At 45.9% G+C, this 13515-nt stretch carries 11 protein-coding genes; 9 read left to right on the top strand and 2 right to left on the bottom strand.

Annotated features, from left to right (window positions below; translation table 11 throughout):
- Window positions 1-9: 9 nt before the first annotated feature.
- The gene (locus tag ABDW33_RS20620; RefSeq protein WP_343691990.1) at window positions 10-1095 is read left to right on the top strand and encodes a Gfo/Idh/MocA family oxidoreductase; all 1086 of its coding nucleotides are present in this window, start codon (window positions 10-12) and stop codon (window positions 1093-1095) included.
- 18 nt (window positions 1096-1113) lie between these two features.
- The gene (locus ABDW33_RS20615) at window positions 1114-3729 is read left to right on the top strand and encodes a glycosyl hydrolase (RefSeq protein WP_343691989.1); all 2616 of its coding nucleotides are present in this window, start codon (window positions 1114-1116) and stop codon (window positions 3727-3729) included.
- A gap of 88 nt (window positions 3730-3817) precedes the next feature.
- On the opposite strand, the gene ABDW33_RS20610 is transcribed toward ABDW33_RS20615, so the two are convergent.
- Window positions 3818-5371: a hypothetical protein gene (locus ABDW33_RS20610; RefSeq protein WP_343691988.1), complete on the bottom strand. Its 1554-nt coding sequence runs from the start codon at window positions 5369-5371 to the stop codon at window positions 3818-3820.
- Window positions 5372-5612: 241 nt separating this feature from the next.
- Between ABDW33_RS20610 and leuC the strand changes: the two genes are divergently transcribed.
- Genes leuC through ABDW33_RS20585 form a run of 5 tightly spaced genes read left to right on the top strand, consistent with a single transcriptional unit; the run spans window position 5613 to window position 11077 of the window.
- A complete protein-coding gene (leuC, locus tag ABDW33_RS20605; RefSeq protein ID WP_343691987.1) occupies window positions 5613-7010 on the top strand; it encodes a 3-isopropylmalate dehydratase large subunit in 1398 nt (465 codons plus the stop codon).
- 10 nt (window positions 7011-7020) lie between these two features.
- Window positions 7021-7779: a methyltransferase domain-containing protein gene (locus ABDW33_RS20600; RefSeq protein WP_343691986.1), complete on the top strand. Its 759-nt coding sequence runs from the start codon at window positions 7021-7023 to the stop codon at window positions 7777-7779.
- 48 nt (window positions 7780-7827) lie between these two features.
- Window positions 7828-8427, top strand: coding sequence for a 3-isopropylmalate dehydratase small subunit (gene leuD / locus ABDW33_RS20595; protein ID WP_343691985.1), 600 nt, complete (start codon window positions 7828-7830; stop codon window positions 8425-8427).
- Window positions 8428-8456: 29 nt separating this feature from the next.
- Window positions 8457-9536 (top strand): 3-isopropylmalate dehydrogenase, encoded by a 1080-nt coding sequence (gene leuB, locus ABDW33_RS20590; protein ID WP_343691984.1) that lies wholly within the window; start codon window positions 8457-8459, stop codon window positions 9534-9536.
- A gap of 29 nt (window positions 9537-9565) precedes the next feature.
- On the top strand, window positions 9566-11077 hold the full coding sequence (locus ABDW33_RS20585; RefSeq protein ID WP_343691983.1) for a 2-isopropylmalate synthase: 1512 nt from the start codon (window positions 9566-9568) through the stop codon (window positions 11075-11077).
- Between the two features lie 88 nt (window positions 11078-11165).
- On the opposite strand, the gene ABDW33_RS20580 is transcribed toward ABDW33_RS20585, so the two are convergent.
- Window positions 11166-11783, bottom strand: coding sequence for a M15 family metallopeptidase (locus tag ABDW33_RS20580; protein WP_343691982.1), 618 nt, complete (start codon window positions 11781-11783; stop codon window positions 11166-11168).
- Window positions 11784-11898: 115 nt separating this feature from the next.
- On the opposite strand from ABDW33_RS20580, the gene ABDW33_RS20575 reads away from it, so the two are divergent.
- Together ABDW33_RS20575 and ABDW33_RS20570 are read left to right on the top strand one after the other, a co-directional pair.
- The gene (locus tag ABDW33_RS20575; RefSeq protein WP_343691981.1) at window positions 11899-12681 is read left to right on the top strand and encodes a glucose 1-dehydrogenase; all 783 of its coding nucleotides are present in this window, start codon (window positions 11899-11901) and stop codon (window positions 12679-12681) included.
- 91 nt (window positions 12682-12772) lie between these two features.
- Window positions 12773-13513: a hypothetical protein gene (locus tag ABDW33_RS20570; RefSeq protein ID WP_343691980.1), complete on the top strand. Its 741-nt coding sequence runs from the start codon at window positions 12773-12775 to the stop codon at window positions 13511-13513.
- The last annotated feature ends 2 nt before the right edge of the window (window positions 13514-13515 follow it).

The raw sequence follows: 13515 nt of genomic DNA, 5'->3' as shown, positions 1-13515 counted from the left end.
AACATTTATATGAAGCAGTTAATCCGATACAGCCTGTTATGTATAGGGCTGTTATCTACGTCTATGTCTACCGCCCGTCAACTGCTCAACGTGGGGGTAGCAGGTCTCAGTCATGATCATGTACATCTGCTCATGCATCAGTTTAAAGAAGGTAAGGTGCGCATAGCCGGTATTGCAGAAGCCGACACTGCGCTGATAGCCAGGTACAAAAAAAGTTACCACCTGCCCGATTCGCTGTTTTATCCTGATCTGAATACCATGCTGGCAAAGGTGCATCCGGATGCTGTATTGGGTTATAACCCGGTAGCAGAACACATACTGGTAGTAGAAGCCTGTGCCCCTAAAGGTATTCCGGTAATGGTAGAAAAGCCGCTCGCTGCTACAGTGGCGCAAGCTACACGAATAGCCGCACTGGCAGAAAAGTACCACATTCCTGTGCTCACCAATTATGAAACTACCTGGTATAGCACGAATCAGTACCTGTATGAACTGGTGCATAAAGACGCTATTGGCCCGGTGAGAAAAATGATCGTGCATGACGGACATGAAGGCCCGATAGAAATCGGATGCAGCAGGGATTTTACCAACTGGCTCACAGACCCTGTAAAAAACGGGGGAGGAGCAATTGTGGATTTTGGTTGTTATGGCGCTAACCTGATGACCTGGCTGATGAATGGAAAAGCACCCATCGCTGTAACTGCAGTGACAAGGCATATCAAACCTTCAGTATATCCCAGGGTAGATGATGATGCGACTATTTTGCTGGAATACCCGGATGCGACCGGTATTATTGAGGCTAGCTGGAACTGGCCTTTTAGTATCAAAGACTGGGAAGTATTTGGTAAAAGTGGGTATCTGCATGCACTGAATGCAAGTCAATTACAACAAAGGAAAAAGGATAGTACACAGGCGCTGACCGTACCCATGCCTGCTTATTCAGATAACCTGACATACCTGGCAGCTGTTTTAAATGGCACCCTACAACCCGGTAATGACTTATCTTCCCTGAACAATAACCTGATTGTGGTGAAAATCCTGGAGGCTGCACGAAAGTCGGCCCGGGAAGGAAAGAGACAGGTCATCAGTTCACTATAGTTGCCCGGTATCTACGCTATGAAAAACATATTCATTCTTCTGATGCTGCTTTGCCAGCTTAGCTATGCTCAACAGATAACCCCCGCTTTATTTGCACATCCTCCTGCCAGCGCCGGCATCCGTTGCTGGTGGTGGTGGCTCAATGGCAATGTCACAAAAGAAAGCATCACATTGGACCTGGAAGCTATGAAAGACAAGGGTTTCAGTGGTGCTTGCATTGTAGATGCAGGTGGGCAGAATCAACGGGATAATGGGAATGTACCGGAGGGTCCTATGTTTGGTTCTCCTGAGTGGGTCGCCTTATTTCAGCATGCAGTCAGAGAAGCGCATAGATTAGGATTGGAGCTGAGTTTGAATATTCAGAGCGGTTGGAACCTCGGAGCGCCGGATGTAACACCACAGGAAGCAACGAAACATATCACCTGGTCAGATACTACACTGACAGGAAATAAGATAATAGCGGTACAATTGGCGATACCGCCCGCCAGGATAGGATTTTACAGGGATATTGCCGTACTGGCATTTCCATGGAGAGATACTGCAGGGATACATCCCCTGAAAGATCTGCACAAAAAGGCGGCCTTTGAAGAAGCCGGATTTTCCGCCGCAGATACCCGCTATTTACTGAAGAACGATGTGGTGGGCAAAGCAAATGCCCATCACGCTGAAGTACTTGATATCACCCGTTGCATGGATCATACAGGACGCCTGAAATGGAAGGCTCCTGCAGGCAAATGGGTGATCATGCGATTCGGTTATACCAACAATGGTGCACGCATTTCTACCGCCAGCGGCAAATGGCAGGGCCTTGTGATCGACTATATGAATGCTACCCATTTTGACAGGTACTGGAATACCCATGTTAAACCATTGCTGGATGGTATCGGGACAGAAGCTGGTACGACACTACGCTACCTGCAAACAGACAGCTGGGAATTGGGCGGAATTAACTGGACGGAAAACTTTCGCAAAGAATTCCAGGCCCGCAGAGGATATGACCTGTTACCCTACCTGCCGGTAGTAGCCGGGAAAATCATCGATAGCCCCGATTCCAGCAACCAGTTCCTGAATGATTTCAGGAAGACGATCGGCGACCTCGTATCTGATTACCATTACAAAGTATTTAAAACGCATGCCGCCAAATATGGAATGGGCATAGGACCTGAATGTTCCGGTCCCCACGTCGGTTTCTTTGATGGATTAAAAAACTACGGACATAGCGATATTATGATGAGTGAGTTCTGGTCACCTTCCGCACACCGCCCGGATCCTGATAGCCGTTTTTTTGTAAAGCAGGCTGCAAGTGCCGCACATATTTACAATAAACGGCTGGTGGGTGCAGAGGCGTTTACCACCATCGGGAAACACTGGAACGATGTAATATGGCGTGACATGAAAAGCGCTTTCGATCATGAGGTATGTGCAGGCTTGAATCTCGTGTTCCTCCATACGTTCACTTCTTCACCTGCCGCTATGGGTGAGCCGGGACAGGAATATTTTGCAGGTACGCACCTGAACCGCCATATTACCTGGTGGCCTTTGGCAGATGGTTTTTTTAACTATATGGCAAGGGTACAGTACATGATGCAGCAAGGAAGATTTATTGCTGACGTGGTTTATTTTTATGGGGATCATGTACCGAATATTGCAAGGAACAAAGAAAGCGATCCGGCACATGTATTACCCTTCAATGACTACGATGTGATCAATGAAGAACAGCTGATGAAAATGGAATTGAAGAATGGCCTGCTGGAATTACCCGGTGGTATGCGATACAGGAAACTGGTAGTGCCCGCAGATTATAAATTGTCCGAAACTATCCGCCAGAAGGTAAATTCCCTGCAAACCCATGTAACCCTCACGCCCGATTTTATTGGCGAAAATATAAACTGGATACACCATCAGCAGGATAGCATCGACTATTACTTTGTAAGCAACAGGGCCGATACTGCTGTAAAGGTAAATGTGAGTTGCCGGGTCACTGGCAGACAGCCTGAATGTTGGGATCCTGTAACGGGAGAAATACGTCAAATTTCTTCTTTCAGGCAGGAAAAGGGATTCACTACTATGTCGCTGGGTTTTGCGCCATATGGGTCTTATTTTATCGTTTTCAGGAAACCTTTTACCGGCGATGGCAAAGCCGGAACAAACAACTATGTCTTTATCCCAGAAGACACGCTACATGCGCCCTGGCAGGTACAATTCAAAAACCTTCCCGCCAAGACATTTACAAGTTTGCAAAGCTGGACGAACTACCCTGATTCCGCCGTGAAATACTATTCAGGTGCGGCTACTTATCGACAGTCATTTAACTGGAATGGCACATCAACTGATTCTCTTTACCTCGACCTCGGCGATATACAGGATGTCGGTATCGCACAGGTATCCTTAAATGGAAAAGACCTGGGCATTGTATGGACACCTCCGTTCAGCGTGCCGGTATCCCTGAAAAAAGGGCGGAACGACCTGCAGATCACTGTTATCAACAGCTGGCGAAACCGCCTGGTGGGAGACAGAGGCCTGCCCGAAGCACAACGTGCTACTCACACCAATATCTTCATCCGTCCTGAATGGAATTTGCTGCCGGCGGGTTTATTAGGCCCCGTGGTAATAGGCCGGCTGGTTGAGCAATAACGGTTATTAAAACAACAGGTAAAGCAACATCCAGCTGCCGGCTCCTCATCCGCACTACGGCGGGTAAATGTTCATATGACGGAGAGGTTTAAATTCTTTTTTCTCTCTTTACAAATTTCCTTCTGATCACATCCTGTACCGGGATGCCTTCAATCTTACTCTCCAGCCAGGAGATGATGTCAAGGTACAGGAATGATCTTCTTTCGTATGGGTTCTGCGACAGTTGCACCAGTTTTTCCTTCAGGCTGGCAAATGCACTTTTCAATGCCTTCGGATTCGCATAGATATTCTTACGAAGGAACTTCAATATTTCTTCCATCATCTGCCCAAGGTCTTTGTTCTTGGCAATGAAGTGATAGACTGATTTGATCAGGTATTCTACCAGGCTGTAATTTTCCAGTTCGTAATGAGCAATGAGGTGCAGGATACGGGCAAAACATTGGATATCTGCACGAAGGTTGCCAATACGCAGATGAATGATTTTGTTCAGGTATACAATCGCTTTGTTGTTGTCTCCACTTCCAAAGTAGAGGCAGGCGATCTTATAGTAAAACAGCAGCACCCTATGCTGATCTACCTTTAGCTGATGTTCTGCAATCTCCGCTTCCAGCTGCGGGATAATCACTAACCCTTCACTGAATGTTCCCTCCAGGAAATATCGGTTGATCCGCGCAGTATACACATAGACAAATGCAGTAGTTTTAGTATTCTCATTGAAGGTTTCATTGTTGTCAGCAATGAAGGTTTCCAGCGTACCCAGGTCACGGATAAATTTCTCGTGATTACTCGTATAAAACTGTGCAGTAAGCAGGTTGTGCATGGCCTTGATGTACAGCTCCACATCTGTCTTTTGCAGGGAAGGATACAGGGTAAACAGGTCTACCCATTTACGTGTATACCGGTAAAACATCACAAAGTCCTGCAGGATGTAGTAATACCAGCTATAGGCCTGGTACAGGTTGATCTTTTCATAAAAGCTCATATCCTGGTGACAATTAGCTGGTAGTTCTTTTTCAAAGAACAACTTTACCATATTGGCATCCCGCTCATCCCGGGCATGACCCAGCTTCAGGTAAAGTCCATACATGCGAAGGGAAAGCGTAGACAGCTTGCTGATGTTACTCAGCTTCTGCTCTATCACCCGGCTTTCTTCACTCAGTTCATCTGCCCTGTTTTCAAGGCTGCGGGTAATATGACGACTTTCTATAAGTTTCTCAAATTCAATGATTTCGTAACTTAGCATTACCTCTTCCTGTTCAATGGCCATGGCTTTGGCTTTTGAAAGGAGTTTCAGGCTCTGGTTATACAACCCCTTGCTGTAGAGTACACGGGCATAATCCAGTTGTTCCCGCAGATCTATCAATGGGTCTTTTTGCTTGTAGAGCAGGCGGAGCGTGGTGAGTAACTGTTTGTACAGGTGAGCTTTCACGTTGCTCAGCTGTTGCTTTTTGATAGCGGGTATTTTCTTGAGAATCAGTTCCTCATCATATTCCTTCAGTTTGTCCAGTGTGTTGAAAAGCTGGATGAATAAAACGTCTTCCTTCGTGTTATTTTTATTGAAAGCAAGCTGGAAATTCCGTTTTTCTGCTTTGGTGAGCGTTTTTATCAATATAAAGAGCGCATCATGCTGATTGTTGGACATCGTTTATAATATGTTATAATTGACTGACAATCAAACAATTATTTCTCGTCAGGCTATGTTATATATCGTAATTAAAGCAAATTTAGCTATATGGTAATTAAGGTTTGCTATTAGATTTGAAGTTACAAACAAACAGGGAAGCACAAAATTAATGATTTCGCCTGTGTTGCACGAAGTAAAGCATATTGGAAATTTTAATGTAGCAATTTTGTGTAACAGGCTCATAAAAAGTAATTACGGAATGGGAAAAACATTAGTTGACAAGATCTGGGACAATCATATCGTGGTAAGTAAACCTGGGTTTCCGGATGTAGTGTACATCAACACGCATTTTATCCACGAAGTTACCAGTCCGCAGGCATTTGACGGATTGCGCAAAAGGGGCATTCCGGTATTCCGTACTGGCAAGACCCGTGCTACTGCCGATCACAACGTACCAACTATGGACCAGCACCTGCCTATTAAGGAAGCGCTGAGCCGCAAGCAGGTAGAAATGCTGACAAAGAACACAGCAGAGTTTGGCGTAGAATTGTATGGTCTGGGCCACCCTTACCAGGGAATTGTACACGTAATCGGCCCTGAGCTGGGTATTACCCTGCCAGGTATGACCATCGTGTGTGGCGATAGCCATACCAGCACCCACGGTGCATTTGGTGCTATCGCTTTCGGTATCGGTACTTCTGAAGTGGAAATGGTACTGGCTACCCAATGCCTGCTTCAATACCGTCCAAAACGTATGAAAATTGAGGTAAATGGCCAGTTGAAAAAAGGCGTGGTATCGAAGGATATCATCCTGTATATCATCTCCAAAATCTCCGCATCCGGTGCTACCGGCTACTTCGTGGAATTTGCCGGCGAGGCGATCCGCAGCCTGAGCATGGAAGCTCGTATGACCATCTGTAACATGAGTATCGAGATGGGTGCACGTGGCGGTTTGATCGCTCCTGACCAGACTACTTTCGACTATATCAAGGGCCGTGAGTTTGCGCCTAAAGGTGCAGACTGGGATAAAGCCCTGGCTTATTGGGAAACCCTGTACTCTGATGCAGATGCTGAGTTTGACTCAGTGATCACATTTGATGCTGCAGATATTGAACCAATGATCACTTACGGTACCAACCCGGGAATGGGTATTGGTGTTACCCAGCACATTCCATCCCTGGAACAACTGGATGAAAAGGAAAAACCTTCCTTTAAGAAATCGCTGGATTACATGGGCCTTGAGGCTGGCAGCGGACTGCTGGGCAAGAAGGTAGACTATGTATTCATCGGTAGCTGTACGAACAGCCGTATTGAAGATCTGCGTATGGTGGCTGACTTTGTAAAGGGTAAGCAAAAAGCAGACGATGTGGTAGTATGGATCGTACCGGGTTCAAAGCAGGTAGAAGCACAGGCAAAGAAAGAAGGGATCGACAAGATATTTGAAGCTGCCGGTTTCCAGCTGCGCGAACCAGGATGTTCTGCATGCCTGGGTATGAACGAAGATAAAGTACCTGCCGGTATGTATTGCATCTCTACCTCTAACCGTAACTTCGAAGGTCGCCAGGGTCCAAACGCCCGTACCTTCCTGGCCAGTCCACTGTCAGCAGCAGCTGCAGCGATCACTGGTAAAGTAACAGATGTAAGAGAACTCGTATAAAAGTATAATCATGGCCTGGAACGCGGATTTATATAAAGAAAAGCATGCCTTTGTATTCAACTATGGTAACAGCGTAGTAGAATGGCTGCAACCCAAAGCTGGGGAAACCATCCTTGATCTGGGCTGTGGCACAGGTGAACTCACTGCTCAGATTGCTGAGCAGGGTGCAACAGTAAAAGGAATTGATGCATCCGCCAGTATGATTGCCAGTGCAAAGAGTCATTTCCCGGCTATCGATTTTGAGGTGGCAGATGGGACCACTTTTTCGCTGCCCCAAACCTTCGATGCGGTTTTTTCCAATGCTACCCTGCACTGGATCCGGCAGAAGGAAAAGGTACTGGACAGGATCTGGCATCACCTGAAACCAGGAGGCAGACTGGTACTGGAAATGGGAGGCAAAGGGAACGTAGACGACATCATGGGTGCACTACGCAAAGCGATGGAAGAAAAGGGATATGAATTTAAACCTTTTTGGTATTTTCCATCTCCGGGTGAGTATACTTCCCTGCTGGAAGAATACGGTTTCCGGGTGAATCAGCTGAACTACTTTGATCGTGAAACAGAGCTGGCTGATCCGGAAAATGGTATCGTAGAATGGCTGCAGATGTTCGGGGCACATTACCTTGAAGCAATACCTGCGGCAGACAGGTTACCGATCCTCCAGGCTGCCCAGGAAAGCCTGCGTGCTACTAACTTCCGTGATGGCAAATGGTATACTAAATATGTAAGGTTGCGCGTGAAAGCAACGAAAATTGCAGACGCACAATAATTTGTAAAACATGTAAATTTAAAGTCCTCTTCCGGGAGGCGATATATAATGAGTAAGAATTTTCAACAGTTGGAATCTACAGCAGTTCCTATTCCAATCGAAAACATTGATACTGACCAGATCATTCCGGCACGCTTCCTGAAAGCTACCACACGTGAAGGCTTTGGTGAGAACCTGTTCCGCGACTGGCGTTTTGATGGCGACAACCAACCTAAAGCTGATTTCATTCTGAACAATCCTACTTACAGCGGCCAGGTACTGGTGGCTGGTAAGAACTTTGGTTGTGGTTCCAGCCGTGAGCACGCTGCATGGGCGATTGCTGACTATGGTTTCAAAGTAGTGATCAGCAGTTTCTTTGCAGATATCTTCAAAAATAATGCACTGAACAACTTTATCCTGCCTATTCAGGTAACTGATGCCTTCCTGGAAAAGATCTTCACTGCAATCGAAAAAGATGCAAATGCGAGACTGGCTGTTGACCTGGAAAAGCAAACCCTGAAGATTGTATCTACAGGTGAGGAAACTTCCTTCGACATCAATCCATATAAGAAAGCATGCCTGATCAATGGCTATGATGATATTGACTACCTGTTAAGCCTGCGTAAGGAAATTGAAGCTTACGAAGCCACCCGGGAGTTTAATTTTTAACTTTTCGCTTTAACTCAACAAAACATTAAATGGGCGTAGACAAAAAAATACTGGTAATTCCGGGTGATGGTATCGGACAAGAAGTGACTACCTGGGGAAGGAAAGTGCTGGAAACTATAGCAACAAACTACAAGCACAACTTTACGTTTGAAGAAGGCATCATGGGACACGTAGCTATCGAAGCTACCGGCAATCCCCTGCCGGATGAAACACTGGATAAAGCACGCAAGAGTGATGCTATCCTGTTTGGCGCTATCGGACATGCCAAATATGACAATGATCCTACGCTGAAAGTACGTCCTGAACAGGGATTACTGAAGATCCGCAAGGAACTGGGATTGTATGCAAACCTGCGTCCTATTAAGTTGTTTGATGAGCTGCTGGAAGCTTCCAGCATCAAGCCGGAAATCCTGCGTGGAGCAGATATCCTGTTCTTCCGTGAGCTGACTGGCGATGTTTACTTTGGTGAAAAGAAACGTAGTGAAGACCGCAATACTGCGTCTGACCTGATGATCTATCATAAGTACGAAGTAGAGCGCATTGCGCGCAAAGCATTTGAAGCAGCACGCACCCGTCGTAAGAAACTGTGTTCTGTAGATAAAGCAAACGTACTGGAAGCAAGCCGTCTGTGGCGCGAAGTAGTACAGGCACTGGAAAAAGAATATACGGACGTAGAGGTAGAACATATGTTCATCGATAACGCCGCTATGCAACTGGTAAAGGATCCTAAACGTTTCGATGTGGTGGTAACCGGCAACCTGTTTGGCGATATCCTGACAGATGAAGCGTCTCAGATCGCTGGTTCTATGGGTATGCTGGCTTCCGCTTCTGTAGGTGACAGCGTTGGTTTCTACGAGCCAATCCATGGTTCTGCACATGATATTGCAGGCAAAGGTATTGCCAATCCACTGGCATCTATCCTGTCTGCAGCCCTGATGCTGGATATTTCTTTCGGACTGAAAAATGAATCCCTGCGTGTGATCAAGGCTGTGGAAGCTACTTTGAAACAAGGCTTCCGTACAATGGATATAGCCAACAAGCATACAGAAAATCACCTGGTGATGGGTACTGATGCCATGGGCGCCAAAGTACTGGAGAACTTAAGCTAATTTTAAAAACAATAACAAATCAACATAAGATGAGCGATAAAAATCGTGTATACGTCTTCGATACTACTCTCCGTGATGGTGAACAGGTACCTGGCTGTCAGCTGACAACAGTTGAAAAAATCACTATAGCCAAGGAACTGGAAGCACTGGGAGTAGATGTTATTGAAGCCGGTTTCCCAATATCGAGCCCCGGCGATTTCCAGAGCGTAGTAGAAATTTCGAAAGCTGTAAGTGAGCCGGTGATCTGTGCGCTGACCCGTGCGAACACCATGGATATTGATGCTGCCGTAGAAGCCCTGCGTTTTGCTAAGCGTAAGCGTATTCATACAGGTATCGGTTCTTCCGATATGCACATTAAATATAAGTTTAACAGTACCCGCGAGGAGATCCTGAAGCGTGCTGCTGATGCCGTAAAATATGCACGTAAATTCGTTGACGATGTAGAATTTTATGCAGAAGATGCCGGCCGCGCTGACAATGCTTACCTCGCGCAGATGATAGAAGCAGTGATTGCTGCAGGTGCGACTGTTGTAAACATTCCTGATACGAATGGTTACTGTCTGCCTGACCAGTATGGTGCAAAGATCAAGTACCTGGTAGATCATGTGTCCAACATCGATAAAGCAATTATCTCTGTTCACTGTCACAATGACCTGGGTATGGCTACTGCCAACTCAATTGCAGGTGTGATCAACGGTGCACGCCAGGTAGAATGTACAATCAATGGTATTGGTGAGCGTGCAGGTAATACATCGCTCGAAGAAGTAGCGATGATCCTGAAAACCCACCATGCACTGGGTTATCATACCGGTATTCAGTCTAAGAAACTGTACCAGCTGAGCAACATGGTAGAAACCATGATGCGTATGCCGGTACAGCCGAATAAGGCGATCATTGGCCGCAATGCATTTGCACACAGCTCCGGTATTCACCAGGATGGTGTGCTGAAGCATCGTGAAAACTATGAGATCCTGAATCCGGAAGATGTAGGTATCGAATCCAATGCAATTATCCTGACTGCACGCAGTGGCCGTCATGCCCTGAAGCACCACCTGGAGCGCCTGGGGTATAAACTGGATAAAGTGAACCTGGACGAAGTGTACCAACGCTTCCTGGTGATGGCAGACAGCAAGAAAGAAATTTCTGATGCAGATCTGCTGGAACTGATGGGGAATGGTAACGATCAGAATTATACAGATGATAAGGCAATCAAGGTAACATTGCTGCAGGTAGTGTGTGGTGACCCACTGCGTCCTATGGCGACTGTGAAGCTGAAGATCAATGGTGAAGAGAAGGAAGCCAGTTCTGCCGGTAATGGTCCGGTAGATGCAGCGATCAATGCGATACATGAGATCATCAAAGACCAGATAGATATTGATGAATTTAATATTCAGTCAATGAGAGGTGGTAGCAAGGATGTGAGCAAAGTGAATATGAGGGTGAAACATAACGGTCAGAGTTACTATGGATATGGTACTTCGACTGATATTGTGAACGCTTCTATGCATGCTTACGTAGATGCGCTGAACAAGATATATTAAACCCGTTGGCAAGTTTTTACACTCAGCTCTGCTGAGCGTAAAAACTTGCCGGGCCAAAAACTATGAAAGGTTTGCGAAAGCAAACCTTTCATAGTTTTTGGAATTGTATGTTCATAATTGGATATTGCTGCGCATCTTTTAAATAAAAATGCCACCATTCCGTGGTCAGGTTTACAAACCCGTGTTTCTCCATTACCTCCCTCAATAACTTCCTGTTTTTAGCTACCAAACTATCCGACACAGGATACGCCTGATGCGCCTTTTCCGTAAAATCATCAAAATCCGTCGGCATCTTCAGCACCTTCCCTGTTTTTAAATCACATATAGTCAAATCCACCGCTATCCCCCTATTATGCCCGGACCCTTTTGCCGGATTGGCCGCATACCTTTCATCCGGCACTATCTCCCACATTTTCTCCGTCACACTAAACGGCCTGTATCCATCAAAAATTAACAACCCCAATCCTTGCTGCTCCAGTTCCTCCTGCACTTCTTTCAGTGCCTTCGCTGCAGGTAACTTCAGATAAGCCGCTGCCTTCGGATACAATACCTGGTGCGTGAAATTATTCGCAGTAGCGTACCGGATATCCAGCCTGATATGCGGAATATATTCTTTAAGGTCCACCAATTCATACTGGTTACGCTGCCCTAAGGCAAAATGGTACCAGAAAAAGCAGAAAATAACAATAGTGTAATTGATTTTCAACCTCAATTCATTTAAAAAATTTAAAATATGGTAATAAAGTATAGAATACTGCTAAAAAAAGATAGATTTTCCCTTGTTAAAAAGGCTATTTTAGAACCCTTAAAATAAGGAAATTATGAACCTGTTTAGATTAGATAATAAAGTGGCAGTCGTTACGGGCGGTGGAAGTGGCATTGGTCAGGCTATTGCAAAGGTATTTGGTGCACAGGGAGCCAGTGTTCACATCATTGAGCTGAATGAAGACGGTGGTCGTCAGACAGCTGCAGACATCACCGCCGAAGGCGGCAAAGCGGCTGTATATGGTTGCAACGTAGCCAAACAATCAGAAGTTGTCGCTGTGATGCAAAAGATCACCGCTGCTGCTGGCCGTATCGACATCCTTGTCAACTGTGCGGGTATTGCCCACGTAGGCAGGCTGGATACCACTTCAGAAGAAGATCTGGACAGGGTGTATAATGTGAATGTAAAAGGTACTTACAACTGTATGTACGCCGTGATCGGTCAGATGAAGGCGCAAAAGAGCGGCGTGATCCTGAATATAGCTTCTATTGCTTCCAGCGTAGGTATTCCTGACAGGTTTGCCTATTCTATGAGTAAAGGTGCTGTACTTACGATGACCCTCTCTGTGGCAAAAGATTTTATTAAAGACGGTATTCGCTGCAACTGTGTGTCTCCTGCACGTGTGCATACACCATTTGTAGACGGATTTATCGCTAAAAATTACCCTGGCAAAGAAGCGGAAATGTTTGAGAAACTCTCTCAGACACAACCAATTGGGCGTATGGCTAAGCCGGTGGAAGTAGGTACCCTGGCACTTTACCTGTGCTCAGACGAAGCCGGCTTCATTACCGGTTGTGATTATCCTTTGGACGGTGGATTTATAAAGCTTAATAATTAATTATGGGTAAAGAATTATGAAATAAGCCAAAAGGTATCTTATATTCGTAAATTCTAATTTGTAATTAATCAAACCACAATTCCATTATTCCATGAAATCTATTTGGTCATTTATCCTGCCAGCCACCCTTTTATTGTACGCATGTGGTGGTAACGGGACAAAAGCTGGCGGCGACCAGCAGGGAGCAGACACCGCATCGTTTCAACCAGCTACACCAGCAGGCAAGCTCGCAGTAGCTTTCCCGGCAGATGCAGATACCACCCGTATCTCCATTCATTTCGAAGCCGATGGTCAGTCTTCGGACAAAACGTTTGAACTGCCACTGGCAAGAGACGTTGCCGAGAAGGATCTGTACCGTGCCGTATGGGATAAGCCCAACAGCGTATACATCGGTGTGCTGAAAAGTGACCACAGTACCAGGTATTATCATGCAAGTGTGGATAATGGTACTGCAAAAATCAACCAGGTAGGTACGCCTCCTGAAGCCATCTGGCATTATGCTGAAGAAAAAGCAGGATTAGGTACGATTAGCCTGGATATGAAAGCAACTGATTCTTATGAACAACAGATCCAATCCGGCACCATCATCGCTGACCTGATCGTGAAAAAACTGCCTGTTGCTTCTCCTGATTCTGTAAAAATGTATGCAGAATATGGCGGTGCAAACAAGACCATCACCATGGTGGTACCAGCAGAAGCCACCACAGGCATCGTGCATTCACCATCTCATCCGGAGCAGGCTTTCCTGGTGCAGATTATGAATAAAAAATACACGAACCTGGTGGAGATCAAAGTGGAAAATGGTCACCTGAAGATCAATGCACTGCGATAAAG

Source organism: Chitinophaga sp. (genome assembly GCF_039596155.1).
Classification (GTDB): domain Bacteria; phylum Bacteroidota; class Bacteroidia; order Chitinophagales; family Chitinophagaceae; genus Chitinophaga.
This window is presented reverse-complemented; position numbering and strand designations above follow the sequence as displayed.

Bases quoted from the DNA above. Each gene is read 5' to 3' on its own strand.
- leuB (WP_343691984.1), top strand. From the start codon at position 8,457: ATGGGCGTAGACAAAAAAATACTGGTAATTCCGGGTGATGGTATCGGA.
- ABDW33_RS20615 (WP_343691989.1), top strand. From the start codon at position 1,114: ATGAAAAACATATTCATTCTTCTGATGCTGCTTTGCCAGCTTAGCTAT.
- ABDW33_RS20570 (WP_343691980.1), top strand. From the start codon at position 12,773: ATGAAATCTATTTGGTCATTTATCCTGCCAGCCACCCTTTTATTGTAC.
- leuD (WP_343691985.1), top strand. From the start codon at position 7,828: ATGAGTAAGAATTTTCAACAGTTGGAATCTACAGCAGTTCCTATTCCA.
- ABDW33_RS20610 (WP_343691988.1), bottom strand. From the start codon at position 5,371: ATGTCCAACAATCAGCATGATGCGCTCTTTATATTGATAAAAACGCTC.
- ABDW33_RS20575 (WP_343691981.1), top strand. From the start codon at position 11,899: ATGAACCTGTTTAGATTAGATAATAAAGTGGCAGTCGTTACGGGCGGT.
- ABDW33_RS20600 (WP_343691986.1), top strand. From the start codon at position 7,021: ATGGCCTGGAACGCGGATTTATATAAAGAAAAGCATGCCTTTGTATTC.
- leuC (WP_343691987.1), top strand. From the start codon at position 5,613: ATGGGAAAAACATTAGTTGACAAGATCTGGGACAATCATATCGTGGTA.
- ABDW33_RS20620 (WP_343691990.1), top strand. From the start codon at position 10: ATGAAGCAGTTAATCCGATACAGCCTGTTATGTATAGGGCTGTTATCT.
- ABDW33_RS20585 (WP_343691983.1), top strand. From the start codon at position 9,566: ATGAGCGATAAAAATCGTGTATACGTCTTCGATACTACTCTCCGTGAT.